The organism is Rhodopirellula sp. JB055 (assembly GCF_043100905.1).
Taxonomy (GTDB): domain Bacteria; phylum Planctomycetota; class Planctomycetia; order Pirellulales; family Pirellulaceae; genus Rhodopirellula.
In genome coordinates, this window is sequence record NZ_JBICHO010000448.1 from 1 (window position 1) to 17,274 (window position 17,274).

At 58.0% G+C, this 17,274-nt stretch carries 14 protein-coding genes and 1 pseudogene; 5 read left to right on the forward strand and 10 right to left on the reverse strand.

The genetic code is table 11. The features are described 5' to 3' along the window. Positions 1-683 (reverse strand): annotated as a pseudogene (locus ACF8AM_RS17530) (hypothetical protein); the annotation flags it as partial. Positions 684-854: 171 nt separating this feature from the next. Continuing rightward, positions 855-2,096, reverse strand: coding sequence for a PQQ-binding-like beta-propeller repeat protein (locus tag ACF8AM_RS17535; RefSeq protein ID WP_392556884.1), 1,242 nt, complete (start codon positions 2,094-2,096; stop codon positions 855-857). Between the two features lie 295 nt (positions 2,097-2,391). Here ACF8AM_RS17535 and arfB point away from each other — a divergent pair, with 295 nt between their 5' ends. The 4 genes from arfB to ACF8AM_RS17555 all read left to right on the forward strand — a co-directional run bounded on the left by arfB (position 2,392) and on the right by ACF8AM_RS17555 (position 6,072). Further along, positions 2,392-2,820 (forward strand): alternative ribosome rescue aminoacyl-tRNA hydrolase ArfB, encoded by a 429-nt coding sequence (arfB, locus tag ACF8AM_RS17540; protein ID WP_392556885.1) that lies wholly within the window; start codon positions 2,392-2,394, stop codon positions 2,818-2,820. 108 nt (positions 2,821-2,928) lie between these two features. After that, positions 2,929-3,663, forward strand: a complete 735-nt coding sequence (locus ACF8AM_RS17545; RefSeq protein ID WP_392556886.1) for a UvrB/UvrC motif-containing protein — start codon at positions 2,929-2,931, stop codon at positions 3,661-3,663. Positions 3,664-3,679: 16 nt separating this feature from the next. Further along, positions 3,680-5,125: a sensor histidine kinase gene (locus ACF8AM_RS17550; RefSeq protein ID WP_392556887.1), complete on the forward strand. Its 1,446-nt coding sequence runs from the start codon at positions 3,680-3,682 to the stop codon at positions 5,123-5,125. Between the two features lie 281 nt (positions 5,126-5,406). Next, positions 5,407-6,072 (forward strand): response regulator transcription factor, encoded by a 666-nt coding sequence (locus tag ACF8AM_RS17555; RefSeq protein ID WP_392556888.1) that lies wholly within the window; start codon positions 5,407-5,409, stop codon positions 6,070-6,072. Positions 6,073-6,487: 415 nt separating this feature from the next. Here ACF8AM_RS17555 and ACF8AM_RS17560 read toward each other — a convergent pair whose 3' ends face one another. From ACF8AM_RS17560 to ACF8AM_RS17575, 4 genes are all read right to left on the reverse strand, one after another. Continuing rightward, entirely contained in the window at positions 6,488-7,192 is a 705-nt protein-coding gene (locus ACF8AM_RS17560) for a hypothetical protein (protein WP_392556889.1), read from the reverse strand. A 633-nt stretch (positions 7,193-7,825) separates the two neighbouring features. After that, a complete protein-coding gene (locus tag ACF8AM_RS17565; protein WP_392556890.1) occupies positions 7,826-8,458 on the reverse strand; it encodes a hypothetical protein in 633 nt (210 codons plus the stop codon). Between the two features lie 131 nt (positions 8,459-8,589). Next, positions 8,590-9,687, reverse strand: a complete 1,098-nt coding sequence (rlmN, locus tag ACF8AM_RS17570) for a 23S rRNA (adenine(2503)-C(2))-methyltransferase RlmN (protein ID WP_392556895.1) — start codon at positions 9,685-9,687, stop codon at positions 8,590-8,592. A gap of 166 nt (positions 9,688-9,853) precedes the next feature. After that, positions 9,854-10,525: a BON domain-containing protein gene (locus tag ACF8AM_RS17575; RefSeq protein ID WP_392556891.1), complete on the reverse strand. Its 672-nt coding sequence runs from the start codon at positions 10,523-10,525 to the stop codon at positions 9,854-9,856. Positions 10,526-10,685: 160 nt separating this feature from the next. On the opposite strand from ACF8AM_RS17575, the gene ACF8AM_RS17580 reads away from it, so the two are divergent. Beyond that, a complete protein-coding gene (locus tag ACF8AM_RS17580) occupies positions 10,686-12,623 on the forward strand; it encodes a DUF3352 domain-containing protein (RefSeq protein ID WP_392556896.1) in 1,938 nt (645 codons plus the stop codon). 122 nt (positions 12,624-12,745) lie between these two features. Here ACF8AM_RS17580 and ACF8AM_RS17585 read toward each other — a convergent pair whose 3' ends face one another. The 4 genes from ACF8AM_RS17585 to ACF8AM_RS17600 form a co-directional block, all read right to left on the reverse strand. Continuing rightward, entirely contained in the window at positions 12,746-13,363 is a 618-nt protein-coding gene (locus ACF8AM_RS17585; protein ID WP_392556892.1) for a hypothetical protein, read from the reverse strand. An 11-nt stretch (positions 13,364-13,374) separates the two neighbouring features. Continuing rightward, positions 13,375-14,109: an ATP-binding protein gene (locus ACF8AM_RS17590; RefSeq protein ID WP_392556893.1), complete on the reverse strand. Its 735-nt coding sequence runs from the start codon at positions 14,107-14,109 to the stop codon at positions 13,375-13,377. Next, positions 14,099-16,165, reverse strand: coding sequence for a hypothetical protein (locus tag ACF8AM_RS17595; RefSeq protein WP_392556897.1), 2,067 nt, complete (start codon positions 16,163-16,165; stop codon positions 14,099-14,101). Before ACF8AM_RS17595 ends, ACF8AM_RS17590 begins: the two co-directional genes overlap by 11 nt. Positions 16,166-16,374: 209 nt before the next feature. Then, positions 16,375-17,274, reverse strand: a 900-nt coding sequence (locus tag ACF8AM_RS17600; RefSeq protein WP_392556894.1) for a hypothetical protein, incomplete at its 5' end; no start/stop codon positions are given.

The window sequence follows — 17,274 nt, forward strand, 5'->3', positions numbered from 1 at the left end:
ATTTCCATGTCGATCAAGCCGATTCGAGCGGTCTTCTCGGCTTCTTCCAGTTGCTGCAGCAGTTCGTCGATCTTTTCGAGTTCTTCTTTGATCTCGAGTGCCTTGGGGATCGACATCGATTCATTGCCGGTGAAGTCATACTTCGTGGCCAGTTCTTCGATGTTGTGTTTGTCTTCCATCGCCGAGCCGGTCGCTAGCAAGTTGCGGGCGAGGTCCCCGTTGTCGTCGCCGGCCTGATACCACAACCGTTCGATCATGAACGGTTGCTCTTGATTGATCGCCATTTGGAAAAGCTTTTCCATCTTGGCAGGCGGTTTCACTTTTTTGGCAGCTTGGTGGAACGCCTTGCGAGCTTTTTTCTGAACCGTGCGAGCTTCGTACGTTTCTAGAATTTTGCGTTTGCGATCCTCCAGCAGTGCTTTCAAAAAGTCGATGCTCGGTCCCAAACCCGCGATTTGGCTGGGGTCGAGCTTCACTGCGTTGGCGAGGTCTTCCTCGGACAGTTCTTGGAAGTTGCCGTACATCAACGCTTGCTCAAACGCGGGGGACACGAGATCCGGCGGCGGTTGGCTGGGCGGGGGAAAGGCGACCGGGTCGTACTTTTGATAGGCGTGGATCACCCCGCCGACAGGGGCGCGTCGATCGCGAGACGGCGAGTCGGAATTGGGGTGGGATGAGTCCATGGAACCTTCTGAGGGGTGTTTCGAGCGATGGGCGACGTCCGGCGGATGGCCGGAACTCCATTTTACGGGTCTGCAAAGCGACGCGTTCAAAGAAAACGGACGAGTGCTTCGTTGGATGAGCCCAATCGCTCCGTACGAAGGTCTTGGGAGACCGTTGTACGGGGCGGCGATTCAGATTGAGTTTTGGTCGGGCAGAGCGAGGCAGAGGACGGTTTGGTCGCCGCGGATCAGGATGCGATCGCCAACGATGACGGGAGCGGACCAGCACGGGTATTTCAGGGCGGGGCGGTCGTCAGCGTCGTGTTCCAGTTCCCAGACCGCTAGTTCGTCGAACTTGTCCGGTGTCGCTCGAACGATGTGCAACGATCCGGTCTCCTTCAGAATCAACAGCACATCACCAAGCTGAGTCGCGGTGCTGCGTCGCCGTTCGAGAGCCGTCCACTTGACCTCGCCGGTGGCCCAATCAAGGCATCGAAAATCGCTGTCGGGAGCATTCCGTCCACTGCATGCGTAGACGTTGCCATCGTGGAGGATGGGCGTCGACATGTGGGCTCGCAGCGATTGCGACCGCCGGCGACCGACGGGATCCTTCCAGACCGTCTGGAACGAAGCCTGGCCGTTTTCAACGCTCACGTCATAAGCTGCTGCACCAGCGTCATAGCACTCACTGATCAGCACGCGATTGCCATCGACGACGGGGACCATTGCGTTGACGCTCTCTAGAATGTCCGCCCGATGAAACACTTTGCCGAGGGATTGACCGCTGGTTGGATCGAGCAACCACAAGTGATCTCGCGCAAACATCAACAGGTAATCTTGGTCGTCCAGCCATATGGTTCGCGGGCTGCTGTAGCTGGCCAAGTCATCTCCGCCGGTCCAGTTGACCTCGCCTGTTGTGCGATCGAGCGACACCATCAACGTCCCGTTGGGAACGACTCGGTCCAGTCTGCCAGGAGCCAGTGTTTGTTGTTCCGCCGGGCTGCCGCCGACCATCACGATGACTTGGTCGCCAATGATCAACGGAGCCGAACCGGCACCGAAGAAGTTCTGCACAACGTCGTATTTTTCGTTCAGATTGACGGTCCATTGTTGCTCGCCGGAGTCGCAATTCCACGCGGTGAGTTGTCCAGCAACGCCGTACGTGAAAATCTGGGCGTCGTCCGAGTCACCCAACGGTTCCGCGATTGTCGGGCTGCATCGTGGGCCGGTTTCGTAACCGTACATGTCCCGGTAGTTCAGAGGATAAGAACGCGACCAGCGGACGGTTCCCGTGGCGAGGTCGATCTTGCGAATTCGTTCGGTGCCGTTGGTTTCATCGAAATGAAAGTAGTGGTTGTCGCGAACCACACCGATGCCATAGCCGTCTCCCACCTCCAGAGCCCAGTGGCATGGGGGTGGATCGTTCCAGTTCAAAGAAGCAATTGATTCGGGCGCTGACTCGTTCAATTTCGCACGGCCGCTGAAATTGTCGTTGAGAAAACGAGGCCAATCCGGCTGGGTTAGCGGCGACTGGGCCCACCCCAGCGAAAACGTCACCAATGTTAGGGCAAGGGCTCGAGAACTAACAAGCAGGCAAGGCGGGATCAGGAAGCAGGCTCGTGGAGCGATCATCGCGGAAGTTTGTCAAGAAGTGAAATCGTGAGGTTGAATGTGGGATCCGGCAGCAGACGCTGGTCCCGACCCAAGTTGCATTGTAGAACCTGAGGCCATGGCTGATTTACCCGTCACAAATCGTTTTGTCATTCCGGAAGCGGACTTGAATTGGTCCGCGTCGCGAAGTGGCGGTCCGGGCGGACAGAACGTCAATAAAGTCAATTCCAAGGTGACGCTGCGCTGGAAACCGCGGCCGCAGACTGGATTCGACGAGTTTTGGTGCAAACGTTTTGTCACCCAATTTGGAACCCGTATCAACAAAGAGGGGGAAATGGTCCTGCACAGCGAAGCGACGCGGGACCAATCTCGAAATCTAGCCGACGCTCGCGAACGGTTGGTCTCGATGTTGCTGGGATGTCGTCTGCCCCCCAAAAAGCGAACGGCAACGCGGCCGACCCTGGGCAGTAAGCGGCGCCGATTGGAAGGGAAACGCCAGCAATCTGAGAAGAAACGCTTGCGTGGAAAACCTCGCTTGGACGATTGAAGGTTCTCGTTTGGCGGGCCCTTGCTATACTGACGGGTGCGAGTCAGTTGGTTTGACTTTTTCGCCAGCCACCTCTTCTTCCCCCATTCACTTTGGCATCTTTGCTCAATGAAGCGTGCTCGGCATCTCGACGATCTTCTTCGCAATTGGGAATTCGATCCCAGTTCGCTCAACGTCCGTCTGATCAAGGGCAAAGATGATCGCGACGTCATCCAGATGCGAGTCGACATGGGCATTTTGCAATTGGAAACGACCGGTCGGCCCGACGGTGAATTGATTGAATCCAGCGAAACGTATTTGCAGCATCTGCAAATGACGCGACTGGAAAATCCCGATGCGGAACTCACCGAAAAAGACTGCAACGAAATCGATCGCGAATTCATGCAGTTTTATCACCGCCGGATCTGCTGGTTGCGTCTGCAGTTCTATCATCGCGCGGTGATGGACGCCGATCACACGCTGAGATTGATGGATTTGTGCGAGGAAATGTCGGAAGATCCCGAGTGGATCTCATCGCACGAACAATATCGCCCGTTTGTTCTGTTTCATCGCACGCAAGCGGAAGCTCTCGGCGAATTGGAGGAGAACACTCCCGAGGAAGCCATCCAGGCGATCAATCGCGGGCTGGACACGCTGCGTGAATTCTTCGTCAAACATGAAGCCGAAGAGCACTTTGACGAAGACGAATTGATCGTGCGATTGGTTGATCTTCGCGAATCGCTTCGCAATGAGTATTCGGTCGGGCAAACGTTGCGAGAGCGTTTGGATGCGGCCGTGGAAGAAGAAAAGTATGAGTTGGCTGCCAAATTGCGAGACGAGCTGACTCGTCGCGAAACCCACTGATTCGCGAGAGTCCCCGATGGCGTTGATCGCACCCGCTCCCCTGGGGTCGTCCACTTGGTTGTTGCAACTGCGGACGTTCGCGATTGTGGGCCAGCTCATCACGATTCTCTTCGCGAGGTTGCTCACGCCGACGTTGATTCCGATCAGCGCTCTGTTGATGTTGGTGATCTTCACTGCGATCACCAACGGGGCCTACGGTTGGTGGTTGTCTCGAGCGGAACGCAATCGAGTGAAATCGCTTGCTGAATCCGCGACGGATTCTGCCGCCGGTGGAGACATTGGCTTGGGAGCCTCCGCCGATGCGGGTTCGCAGAATCAGGATTTGCAATCCAGCGTGTTGAGCGAGTTCAAGTCGGAGACACCGCTGCGAGTCGCGTTTGTGCTGATGGCGATGGACCTGGTCACGCTAACCGCGATGTTGTACTTGACCGGTGGAGCGGACAATCCGTTCAGCTTGTTTTATCTGGTGAACATCGCCGTGGGTGGCGTGATCTTGACCGCGCCGCTGACTTGGATTCTGACGGGCCTGGCGATCATGGGCTACGTCGTTTTGCTGATCGATTCATGGCCTGTCGCGGGACTGACGATTCAGCCAGCCGAGGCTCCTGGTTGGCTGATCACAATGTTGGATTTGCGGGACTGTGGGATGCTGTTTGCGTTCGTGACCTGTGCCACGGTTTTGTCTTATTTCGTGACTCGGATTTCTCGTCAGTTGCGTTTGCGAGAACAAGATCTCAGACGCAGCCAATCCGAGCGAGCCGATGCGATGCGTTTGGAAGGATTGACGACACTGGCTGCAGGCGCTGCCCACGAGTTGGCCTCGCCTCTGTCGGCGATCGATGTGGCCTGCCGTGAGTTGACTCGGCACCTCGAGGACATTCCCAAACCCAAGTCCGTCGATGAAGACTTGTCATTGATCGACGGCCAACTGCTGATGTGCCGCCAAATCCTTTCACGCATGCGGGCTGCGTCGGGTGATACCGCCGCACAACGCTGGAACCGGACGACGCTGGGCGATTTGATCGACACGGCACTGGAAGGCATTCGCGATCCTCACCGTGTGGAGATCGTCGAGCCGTTTGGGGACGTGTCATGGGAAGAGCAACCGATGTGGTTGCCAGAGGAAGCGGTTGCGCAAGCCATCCGAAACCTGATTCACAACGGACTGGACGCCAGTGGCCCAGAGGAATCCGTGGCGGTGGAAGTGTTGGTTGACGGCGAAGAAGCTCGTTTGCAGGTGCGAGATCAGGGCCAAGGTATGTCGGAAGAGGTGCTCGGCCGCGCCGGCGATCCGTTCTTCACCACCAAAGAACCCGGCCGCGGGATCGGGTTGGGATTGTTCCTGACTCGCAATGTGATCACGCGGTTGGGCGGCACGTTGAAATTCGAAAGCACGCTTGGATTGGGGACGGCCGCAACGGTGCGATTGCCTTTGCCCAAGGAACCAACCGCGGCGGAGTGATTCGGAGGTCGTGCCGTTCTATTTTACCGTCCCTTTGGGAGGGGCGGCCCGCTTCGGGCCGGGGAGGGGTAGGCGCTGGTTCCGATGCTCGACCCTCCCCTCGCTTCGCTCGACCCTCCCAGGGGAGGGTGATGAGAAACGGGGCGACCGGAGGGGGGAATGTGCGAGCTTTTGTGGTCTGGTCACTCGCGGAATCAGCACCGTCCGTGGGGCTGAATCGTTCCCGACGACTGCTATACTGGAACGCCCGTACTCCCACCGACTGATGCACTGGTGCAACGATGAGTTTCTCTGATCCGAACAGCGGCAACGACGGTGTGCTGCCATATTCCAGTCCATCGGAGGTGTGCACTTCCGAAACCGTGGGGGCAGAAAGCATTCTGTTGGTCGACGACACCATCGTGCTTCGCGAACGGATGGCGGTGGCGATGCAAAGCCGTGGTTTTCGCGTCACGACCGCGGGGAACTATGACGAAGCCGTGGCCGTGTTCAGCCAATCGCCGACGGATTTGGCGGTGCTGGATCTCCGAATGCCAGGCCGCAGTGGCTTGGATCTGTTGCGGCGATTGCTGGAGATCAAACCGGATTGCCGCATCCTGATGCTGTCTGGTTTCGGCAGCATTCCTGCGTCGATCGATGCGGTGCGTGCTGGGGCGGTCAACTTCTTGAGTAAACCGGCGGATACCGACGACATCTTGTCCGCTTTCATTCGCGGAGAAGGACAGAATGTGCCCGAAGGCGGTCTGGCTTTTCCCGCACCATCCTTGGCTCGCAATGAGTGGGAGCACATCCACCGTGTGTTGTCGGATTGTGGCAACAACATCTCAGAAGCCGCTCGCAGGCTCGGCATCCACCGTCGGTCGTTGCAGCGAAAGCTTCGCAAGCGTGCCCCCGAGGATCCCAAGACCCCCGGCGCTGATGACGTGTTCGAAGACGACGAGGATTGATGGCGTGTCGAACGCGGAGGCCGTCAATCACAACCCGACACGTGACGGCCTGTCGATTGAATCCTAACCCGAAGCGTCAGCGAGGGAAAACGATGTTGACTTCGCCTTGCTGACGCGTCGGGTTATGAAAAAACAATGCCTCACGCAAAAGCGCAACTTCAAAAATCACGCGTCGGGTTGGGAAATCGAGTGAATCAACACACCGGCGAGCGAGGGACGGCCCCGACTCCCGCGACGGCCCCAGCCGGGGCGAAACCGATTTGCTGTCCAGCGGTCCCTGGGCCCTTCCGCGTTCCGAGTCAGCGTTCCACCACAACGAACCCGTGTCAACAAAACAAAACCCCGCGTGTGAGAACACACGCGGGGTTTTTGATTTTCCCTTCGATGGATTGAGTCGAAACTCAATCAGCACGGACTAGATGTCGGTGTTGGCATCGGGTTGTGGCACTGGAGGAGCCGCTTCATGAACTTGGTCGCTGCTGCTTTTGACTTCGTCGGCAGCAGGTGCGGCAGGAGCTGCTTCTTCAGCCGCTGGTGCTGCGGCAGCTTCCTCAGCAGCAGGTGCTGGTGGGGCAGCTTCTTCAGCAGGAGCAGCGTCGGCTGCTTCGTCAGCAACCGGAGCGGCAGGAGCAGCTTCGGTTGCAGCCGCTTCGCCGGTGACGACGCTGCCAGGAACCAACGTTTCGCCTGGAGCCAATTCAAAGCCTTCGCTGCTTTCGACGACGGAACCTTCCATCACGGGAGCAACTTCGCCACCGCACCAAGGAGCTGCTTCGACAACAGGAGCTGGGACAGGTTCGCCACAGCAAGGCGCCGGAGCAGGAGCAGCTTCGCAGCAAGGTGCTGGAGCTGGCTCGCAACAAGGTGCTGGAGCCGGTTCACAGCAAGGAGCCGGAGCTGGTTCGCAGCATGGCTCAGGCGCACAGCACTTCTTGGACTTCAGTTTGGCCAGCAATCCGCCGCCACACTTGTGTGCCTTCAAACCGCTGAACAGGCCGCCTGAGTTGCAGCATTGGTTGGAGTGCAAGAATTTGAAAGCACTTGCACTGCTACTGAAAGCCAACGACGCACCCAACATCAGTGCGACGACGGCGGTACCCTTCACCAAATTCCGATTCATGTGTTTCTCCAGAGTAAGTTCGGAGGTTTCGGTGCGATCCGTGTTCGCACGCTTGAATTGAGGTGGCATCCGGTCACCCTGATCGATTGCGTTTACACTCACCCGTTCACCGCCCATACGAGGGGCTCTGGGGGAGATGCGGTGACATTACCGCTTGCAGTGACTTTGCGTTACGTTAGCTCGCTAGCAAATGTTGTCAATTGCCCAGAACACCCAAACTCCTTCTGCTGAGCGGGTTTGAGCGGTCCGGTCAGACGCCACGTTCCGGCTCAACCGCCCAAAACGAGGCGGCCCGGTCCGGCTGGATTCGGTTGAATGCCCCGCAAACCCGTCTTTTCGCAGTGAATTGCTAGCTGGCGAGAGCGATTGGCATCTTAGAGGCCTGGTGAGCGAGGCAACGTTGGAAAGCGGGAATGGCGTAGGATCTTCCTTCCCGGGGGCTTCATGGGCTCGAATCGGCCGCAGAGCATTTCCAATAAAAAACGCCTCGCTGGACACCCGAGATTGAAAATCGAGTGTGAGCGAGGCGTCTTGGAACCGACCTTGGTCGATGACGATCTGTGTTGCGGGGAGCACTGGGATGCAGGGGCATCCGTTTCAGAATACTGTGATTCCCGTGTTCAATGTCCCGAATTATCGCTGCAGCGACTCGCTGGCGGTCGCGCCGGGGTTTGCAGCGGTTTGGGTTTGTTCTTGAGCGTTCAGGATGCGAGCCATTTCATCTCCGTTTTCGAAGTCGAGAATCAATTCGGGTTCGCCGGTCGCCATTCCCAGGACCATTCCAGAGATTCTCCAACCTTCACTTTGTTGAACGACGGGCAAGACAATTTGGAATTCTTGCTTGCTGCCATCAGCTTCGGACGGTTCGCTCCACACGCAGTGGACCAAACGGGTGGGATACTTTTGGCCTTCGGGAAGGTGTTCCATCCCGACTTCTTCGCTGCGGGTGATCGTGACTTCCGCGTCAGGCGATCCGAGCGGTTGAACGGTGTGTCCGATCCGAGCCAATTCCGACTGGGCTCGTTTGGTCAGCAACGTCATCGCAGTGTTTTCGGCACCGCCACGGCGGATTCGGTCGAGGAACTGACCGACGACGGATTCAGCTTCGTCCGCAGATGCGGCGGTGGTTTGCGGGGAAGCAGCGGTGGACTGGGAGGCGACTGATTCGGGGGTGGACGAACCACAACCGGTCACAGAGAACGTCGCCACAGCGACCGAGAAACCAAAAGCAAACCGACCCAAGATCCGCATGACTGAAACGGACATATTTTCCATCCCTGGAATTGAATGACTGACACACAAACAGCGGTGCGTTCACCGCCAAGGTGAAGAAATAGTCGATTCAGACCGCAGGGGTCAACACGTTTGCGAGAATTCGCCAAAGCAGGGCGTTGGCACTACTTCGCGGCTTGCTGGCCACCGCGATTGCGACGCAGTTGCCCGCATGCCGCATTGATTTCGTCGCCTTTGCGTTGCCGGAAATTCACGTTCACCCCGGCCGATTCCAGAATCGCGCGGAATCGTGCGATCGCTGCCCCGCTAGGTGTCCGATAAGGCAAACCCGCGACCGGGTTGTAAGGGATCACGTTCATCATCACGCTGCGGCCGCGAAGAATTTGAGTCAATTGACGGGCGTGTTCATCTCCGTCGTTGATCCCTCCCAGCAGCACGTATTCGAACGTCAACCGCCGGCCCGAGGAATGGAAGTAGCGATCCGCGGCTTCCAACACCGGTTCGATCCCGATCTTGCGATTGACCGGCACCAACTCGCTGCGCAGTTGGTCGTTGGGGGCGTGCAGTGAAACTGCCCAGTTGTACGGGATTCCCGCAGTTGCCAATTTATCGATCGCCGGTGGCAACCCGACTGTGCTGATCGTGATGCGTCGGGGACTGATCCCCAGCCCGTCTTCGCTGCGAGCGACATCGAGAGCGGACAACACACCCGGTAAATTCGCCAGCGGTTCGCCCATGCCCATCATCACGATGTGGCTGAGTCGTTCGTCGGCGGGCAACCGTTGCTGCAGTCGCAGCATCTGTTCCAGGATCTCGCCACCGGTCAGATTGCGATCCACGCCATCCAGTCCACTGGCACAGAACACGCACCCCATCGCACAACCGACTTGGCTGCTGACACAAATGCTGCGTCGCGGGCCGTCTCGCAACAGCACGCATTCGACTTCACCGCCGTCGGCCAATCGAACCAGGATCTTTTCGGTGCCGTCCTTGGATTTCGACACGATGGCTTCGGACGCATTGAAGATCGTGAAGTGATCTTCCAACTGAGTCCGCAGCTTGGCGGGCAAGTCCGTCATTTCTTCGAATGAGGTGGCTCGTCCAGAAAACAGCCAACGCCGGATTTGTTTGGCGCGGAACGGTTTTTGTCCCTGCTCCTGCAACCAATCCTTGAGTTGAACGAGCGACCAGTTCAGCAGGTGGTTTTTCCGAGGAGCGGAGGACTCCGAATCAGTGGTCGTGACGAGCGGCAATGAGACCATCGGAGTCAAGCAAATTCAAACGAGGAAAACGGCGGTGTGATTTCGATCCGGCGACGCTTTCCTTATCAGACGCTTCGTCGGCCACGGATGCCAGTGGAAACCAAAGATACCAGTGGAAATCCGGATGCAAACGCAGATCGTGGCCAACGAAGAAGCAATCACAGCGTCAAGGTTGAACGCTGATTTGATTGTCAACTCGTGAGACACCCGGCTCCAAACGCATGAGCAGTTCGGTCATTCGGCGGTCGGATTCGTTCCGGACCGTGCCGCTCAACTTGGCCGTGCGATCTTGGATTTGCACGTTCACGCCATGATACCGCGAGGATTGAGAATTCATACGGCCAGGCAAATTGCCGTTGATCGTGGTCAGATTCGAAGTGCCACGCAACCGCGAGGACGCGGACTGCTGGACTTGGCCGGAATCCAACGGTGCTACTTTGACAGCACTGCGAAGTCGAGTCCGAATCGGTGGCGTGGATGTGTTGCCACGTCCCGCATTGCCGCCGAACAAGCTGCCGAAGGCCGCACCGAGGCCACCGCCGCCACCAAATCCGCCACCGAACGCCGAGGCTCCTCCTCCGCCGCCACCGCCCCCGCCGCCGGCCTGCGACACGGCGGCTGCACCGACGGGCGATGCTGTGTTGGCACCCACCGCCCCACCACGCTGAATCCCTTCGCTGAAGACCGCGTCCGGATCCAAGCCTTGGTTGATTCCACCGGCCGCGTTGCCTCCACCGGCCGCTTCTGTGTTGCCTTGCTGAGCCATCGCCGATGATCCCAGGGCGATCCAGAGAGTGAATGCGGCGAGACACGCTACAATTTGAGACGTTCGTTTCATGCGACTATCGCTCGGTGGACGGTGGGTTTCGGATACGATTGAGGGACTGACATTTCTCCTCTGATTGTAGCTAGCCCCCACGAGCTCGTCCAAAATGATTCCTCTTCGATCCATGCCTTTCAGTCGTTCGCTCGCGCAGAGAATTCCAGTTGTAACGCTGATAGCGGCGTTGGCTGGCGTTCTGGTCATGATCGGCTCAATCGTCTCGGCACGTCCGGTCTCCGCTCAAGGCACGGCGACAGAGGACACCCGGACCACCGTTCCCGCTCCGAAGCTGCTGCCGTCGGGAACTTTGGCGTACTTGCGAGTCGACAACGTCAGTGACATTCGCGCCGATTGGGGAGGATCCTCGTTGGGCAAAATGCTGGACGATCCCAAGATGCGGCCTTTCGTTTCTGACATCGACAAAATCCTCAGCGATCTGTTCGACAAAGTCGGCAAGGAACTCGGGCTGACGCTCGATGAACTCCGTGCCCTGCCGCAGGGCCAACTGGCGATTGCCCTTCTGGAAGGCCCGCCACCAGAAGAAAAGTCCGACGAGAAGAAAGCCGACGATGAAGAGGAAGAAGACGACGCAGCGATCGCTCGTCGCCTGCGAAACAAACGTCGTCAACAGAATTCGTTCGCGGTCGCGGTGATGATGGACGCCGGTCCGAACAACCAGGAGATGACCGATTTGGTCAATCGTTTGATGGACCTGGCAGAAAAGAATCGCTTCATCGTACAAACCGAACAGATTGGTTCGATCGAGCTGACCCGGTTGGTTCGCCAGCGAGGTGATGGCGACGTCATCGAGTGGTTCGAACAAGATGGTTTTTACGTCTTTGGTGCTGGACGAACGATCGCTCAATCGATTGCGAAAAAACTAAATGCCGAAGGACGTGACTCCAGTCGATCATCCGGACGCTCGCGACGCTCGGACGCTACCTCCTCGGATCCCGAAACGGAAACGCTGGCGCAGAACGCGGACTTCATTGCCGTGATGAGCCGGTCGATTGGTGCCGAAGCGGAGATCCCGCAGATCACGTTCTTCGTCAACCCTTATGGCATCGCGAAACGAATCATCGCCCGTAGCGGTTCGGCGTTCTTCATCGCACCAATTGTCCAAGACCTCGGCATCGAAAAGATTCGCGGGATCGGCGGCAGCCTCTTTCGCGGTGGCGAGATCGTGGAATCGATCGGGCACATGCACGTGCTGATCGACCCACCACGAGATGGTTTCTTTGGTGTGCTTCGCCCGGAAGACGTCGAAGTCTCACCGCCAGATTGGGTTCCCGCTGACGCGGCCAGTTTCACTTGCGTGGGCTGGGACATCGAAACCGCGTTTGAAAACCTGGGCAAGATCATCAATCGTTTTGCGGGCGAAGGAAGTTTCGAGAAAAACACGGAGGATGAGGCCAAATTACGTTTTGATCTGTCGCTCAAAGAAGAGGTGTTCCCCTTGATGACCGGTCGCGTTGTCACGATCCAACGTTATCAATTGCCCGCCAACTGGAACTCCATGGCCCGTGCGATCGCGATCGAAGTCAAAGACGCGAAGGAAGCGGGCAAGTTGCTCGACAAGGTCAAAGCCAAAGCGCCACCCCAACGCATGAAGCCCGAGGTTCTTCGCGGCAAAACGGCTTACTTCTCCGAGCAACGTCAATTTGATCAACCCGGTGTTCGGGTGCCTGAAAACAGCGTGATGCTGCTCGGCAATTGGTTGCTGTTCTGCGACAGTCGCGAAGTGCTGCTGCAAGTGCTGCGTGCCGAGGCCGGTGAAATCGATCGCTTGGCCGACGACGCCGACTATGTGCTGCTGACCAGCGAATTGGGAGCCAAACTCGAAGGGGAAACGCCGTTCCTCTTTCAGTTCAATCGCGACGCTGAGTCCTATCGTATCCTGTACGAAATGGCCAACTCGGAAGAGACCGCTCAATCGGTCGAGAACCGAGGTGGCGACAATCCCATCGCGGGTCGCGTTGCCGAGTTGATGCGACGCGATGACTGGCCGGAGTGGGAAGACTTGGAAAAGTACTTCAGTGTCAGCGGGATCTTCGGTTACGACGAACCAGGCGGCATCCACATCGGTTCGTTGAATCTTCGCCCGATCGATTGATCGAAACGCACGCGACGCATCAGAGTAGAACAGTTGTCCTCAACTGTTCCGTCAGGCCACCCTCCACGGCCAAGCCCCCTCGCAACCCAATCCGATCTGCCACCCTCGCACACCTACTCTAATCAGAGATCCAGCTCGTCCAACTCATCGACCAATGCATCCAAGTCCGTGGATTGATTGGGAGTCAACGGCGGCGGCGAGACGACGGCCGCCGATGGCTTGGCAGGTGGCGGTGTCATATTCTGGATCGGTGCGATATCGGGTTTGGGTTGAGCCGGCACACTCGCTTTCTTAGGCCTCGCTGGCCCGCCCGCTCCGATCTGAAATGTCGGCGTCTGCCGAGTCGCCAGCAACGATTGCAAATCCGCCAGGATCGTTTGCGAGGCTCCCTCACGGCGCATGTCGAAGTGGTACAGCTTCGCGATCGGTTCGTTGCTTTGAACCGGTTCCGCTTCCACGTCACGTCGATGCGGCACACGAGCGACTCGTTTGCCCAGCAACCCGAGCGGTTTAGAAACGTGTTCCGCGTCCGTCCAGGCGACACAGGCAACGTCGCCCGCGATGGATTCCACGGCCAACCGCTCCGTGCCAGATTCGTCAGGACGGGGAATCCGATCCAACAACACCAGGTCCAGACCAGGCCGGCCGAGCAATTGCCCCACGGCATCATCGCACGCCGGATCGAAATGGCGATGCTCGCCGGTGGGACGCAGCACGATCACGTTCAAACGAACAGCCATGAAGGATCAACTCAGTGGTCGGGATAATTTTTGGGATGGGATTCGAGACGATTGCCAGAACATCCTGACTCGGACGTTTCCAGTGGCAATCCCACGACATCATAGAGCTGAGACCACAATTCGCGAACGTCGGTGATCTCGGGGAGCGTTTCTAACAAACGTCCGCCGGTGGGCATCAATTTTTCGCGAGCGTCGGGGTGATCTCTCAGTAATTCGTGCAGCAGGCCTTCGATCAGCTTGGCGGTCACCTTGGTTCGGTGCAACACGTGAAAACCACGCAAGTCACGATGGGCCGTCACCAGACAGGCGTGCCCCGCACGTTGGGCTCGGCGACGAAGTTGGTAACGGCCCCAGGGCGACAATTGTTCTGCCCCGTCGACGACCAGCACCCCGCCGGGCGAGACCGCGGATTGCACTTCGCCGACAGCACGATCATTGGCCAGCACGCAGGAAAATCCGCGAAGCGGCGACCGTTCGGGTTCACCCGTCAATTGGATCCATTTCCCGCCTGGGAATTGCGTTTGCAAGGACTCCGCGATTCCATGCAGCAACGTTGACTTGCCCGACCCGTGATTCCCAACGATCAAACCGAGTCGGTGCTGCCGCAAACCCGTCAGGATGTTTTGAAAACGCTCGTCCGAATCGGGATCGTTTGGTCCAAAACGAAACGGGATCGCACCCGGTCGCGTGTGACGACTGGCAAACGGATTCGTGCGTGGAGACGGCGGTCGGAAATCATCGGACATCGTGCACATGATAGCGATGGCATCGCGTGCAGTGATCCCCCGCTGCGGACCTGGTATGACAACTGGAGCAGTTTGCTTTGGTCATCGGCACGAACTCCGGCAACAATTCCACCGGTGATTCGCCTTCCATGTGAACCGCATTCGCAGGATTGACCGTCCCCAATTGGTGACAATGTTTGCAGTCCTGCAGTCCTTGCACGTTCAAGTGTGGCGTGTGCGAGAAATGTGTCAGCCGTTCCTCGTTCGTCTTCGTTTGGAACGCTCGCCATCGAATGTTTGCCAGACCGGAATCTGGACCGGACGGCGCATTCACTTGATGACACGCCGCACAAGCCTGCACGGCGGGCTGAGCCAACATGGTTTCCTTGAGTGGATCGTCGTCCGGCAGACGTCGAATGATTTCAATCATTGATCGCAACACGGCATCGGAGTGACCTTTGCCGCGATAGCGAATCGACATTGTCAGGTCATCGCGGTACCAACCACCAAACGATTGCGTTTTCGCCGCGTCGTAACGAGCGGCCAACTCCGCCGCCCAATCGGTCTGCGGGGGCGACGTTGCACTCTCGTCCGACGTGCCCCAAGATGCCAATGGATCGTCCGCGAGCAACGGGTCGTTCGCCAGCAATGGATCTGTTTCGATCGAGTCGTTCCCCAATTCGTTCCCCAATTCGCTGTCCAGCAGCCCGAATCCGGAGTCGGCCACCGGGGCTGGTTCCGCTGTCGTCGCTTGAGCGGTGGTAACGTCACCAAACCAAACTCCCATCGCGTCCCGGATCAGTTGCGGCGGAAAGGATTCAACCAGCGGTCGAGCGATCTGTTCGTCCACGCCCGCGTCACGCAATCTCTGCATCAACGCGTCTTGGCCGGAGGTGGCCAGGTCTTGAGAAAGCTCGGTGATGGCGTTGCCGAGCGACACCGCTTCGACTTGAACGATGGGGGAATCCCAGTTAGCGGTTTCGACTCGTTTGAATCGACGCAGCGCTGATTCGCTGGTTTCCGTTCGCAACATCAACGCCATCCAGCCATCCACCCTGCCGTCGGCAAATCCGGTCGCCAACGCCGGCCAGTCGTTGATTTGATCGGCGATGTCTTCGGGAAGCGTCGGCAATTGCAACAACGCTGGTCCCTCCGCGATCTGAACTCGCAACGACGAATCGTGGCACTTGGCACAAGCGATTTCATAAGGCAACGTCGTCATCACCGGATCGGCGGTGTCCAGATCAAAACTTGAGAAGCTGGGCCCAATGTGACAGGTCTTGCAATCAAATGTCGCAAATGCATCGGGACTTGATGGATCCTCGCCGCTTCGTTTCTCTGCTTCACTGGAGTTCTTCTCCGCTTCGCGGGGGAAATGAATCTTCGCGTGGCGTCCGTGATCGAAGTGAATGTTCGACGCATGCGCGTATGGCCACTTGCCAAATTCGGGATGCGAATCGGCAAAGGAACCGAATTGGTTGACGTGGCAAGTTTGGCAGCGTGAATCCGTGATGGCCGCGAGGTGCGCATCCGCACCATGGTGCTCTTGGTGACAAATGCTGCACGCTAAATTGTTTTGCAGAGAGGACGTGCGGCTGACGGTTTGGACGGGCAGGCTGTTCTCAGCAAGCTCAGTCGCATTGGGATTTGACTCCAATTGAATCGCTTTGCCGTCGCGTTTTAGAACCGCCGCCAGAGTCAACTCCTCACGTGTCTGTGGGGACAAATTGTGTGCCCAACGAGCGGACTCGCGAGGCATCTGCTGTTCGTGGCAGTTCAAACACAAGTCCGTCATCGGCACCGTTGGCATGTCCGCGTGTGTGGCACCACCCCCGAGCCAACTGGCCAGGCCGAAGAACCCGGTGTCCGCTTTGGAATCGGAGTTCGCGCCATTCGGGGCGGTCGCCAGCCAACGATTGCTGGTCGCGTTTTGGTGACAAGCCGCGCATCGGTCCTGAGCCAATTCGCCCGACAGGATTTGTGCGTGCGCGGTTGTTAAGTTGCCCGGTTGGATCACCTTGGGCGTCATCCGAGTCGCAAACAGAACCACCATCGCAACGGCCAGCAACGCCAGCATCACGGCGGTGAATTGACGACGACGACCCGCCCACGTCCGCCGGGGACGGCACGCTTCGTGTTCCGGATCGTCGCTGTTAGCGAAAGGGCACTCGCCCGTCAGGCTCGGGCCTTGCAGGCATCGATCGCATCCTGGTGAACGACCGCAGGAATACGGGTGCCCAGGACGCTCGATCCGTGGCGGTGTCGGCAGTTGAAAGTCGTCGCGTCTCATGATTCCACAAACTGCAATGCATGAATGGTATGCATGATGGCAAACGCCACCAATCCCAACGACATCACGGCGTGAACCGCCACCCAAGCTCGCAGTCGCCACTGAAGCGCGTGCTGGGTGTCCAGTTCATCACGGCGGCGGACCAGACCTGCCAACTCGTCGGCGACTTCTTTGCCGTCGTCTTCCAGGTAGCGATGCAGTTCCGTCAACCCGATCACCAAGCGACGACGACGAAACGAGTGTGCGAACAAACGGTGGGACCATGAAAGCGGCGATTCCAAGTAACGACGCAAGTACTGATCGTCGAACTCGCCCAGCACTCGCTGTGAATCCACGCTGGTCAAACTGTCCAGTCGCTGCGTCGCGCGTGCCGCCAATTGCTCTCGGTGCCAATCGATTTGGTCATATCGAGGTTGGCTGCCCATCGCGGTCAAACGGGCCGGTAGACGACGGCTCGCCAGAAGCCCATAGAAACCCGATAGGCTGACGCCGATGAACAACACGCTCAGCGTTCCTTCCAGCCAACCATCCGCGATCAACCGTCCTGTCGCGATCGCGGGCACATGCATCGCAAACACGCCGCACGCGAACAGACCGGTGAAAATGTGAACCTGAGTCCAGGTGCTCATCGTGCCAAAAGGCAGAATCGGGATCCGTCTGCGAATACCGATCGCAAACAAAATCAAAATGGAACTCAGCAGCGTCCAGCCCGTCATCACGCTGCTGCGATAAAGCGCCGCGTGAAGCGATTGAGACGCCCAGGCAGTCAAGCCGATCGCGAACGCAACGATCATCAAACTGGCAACGCGGCGACGGCGAAACGACCAAGCCCGACCGGAACCGAACACTCGGCGACGGAACTGGGATGCAATGTCTGTTCGGATCTGTTGCCAGCG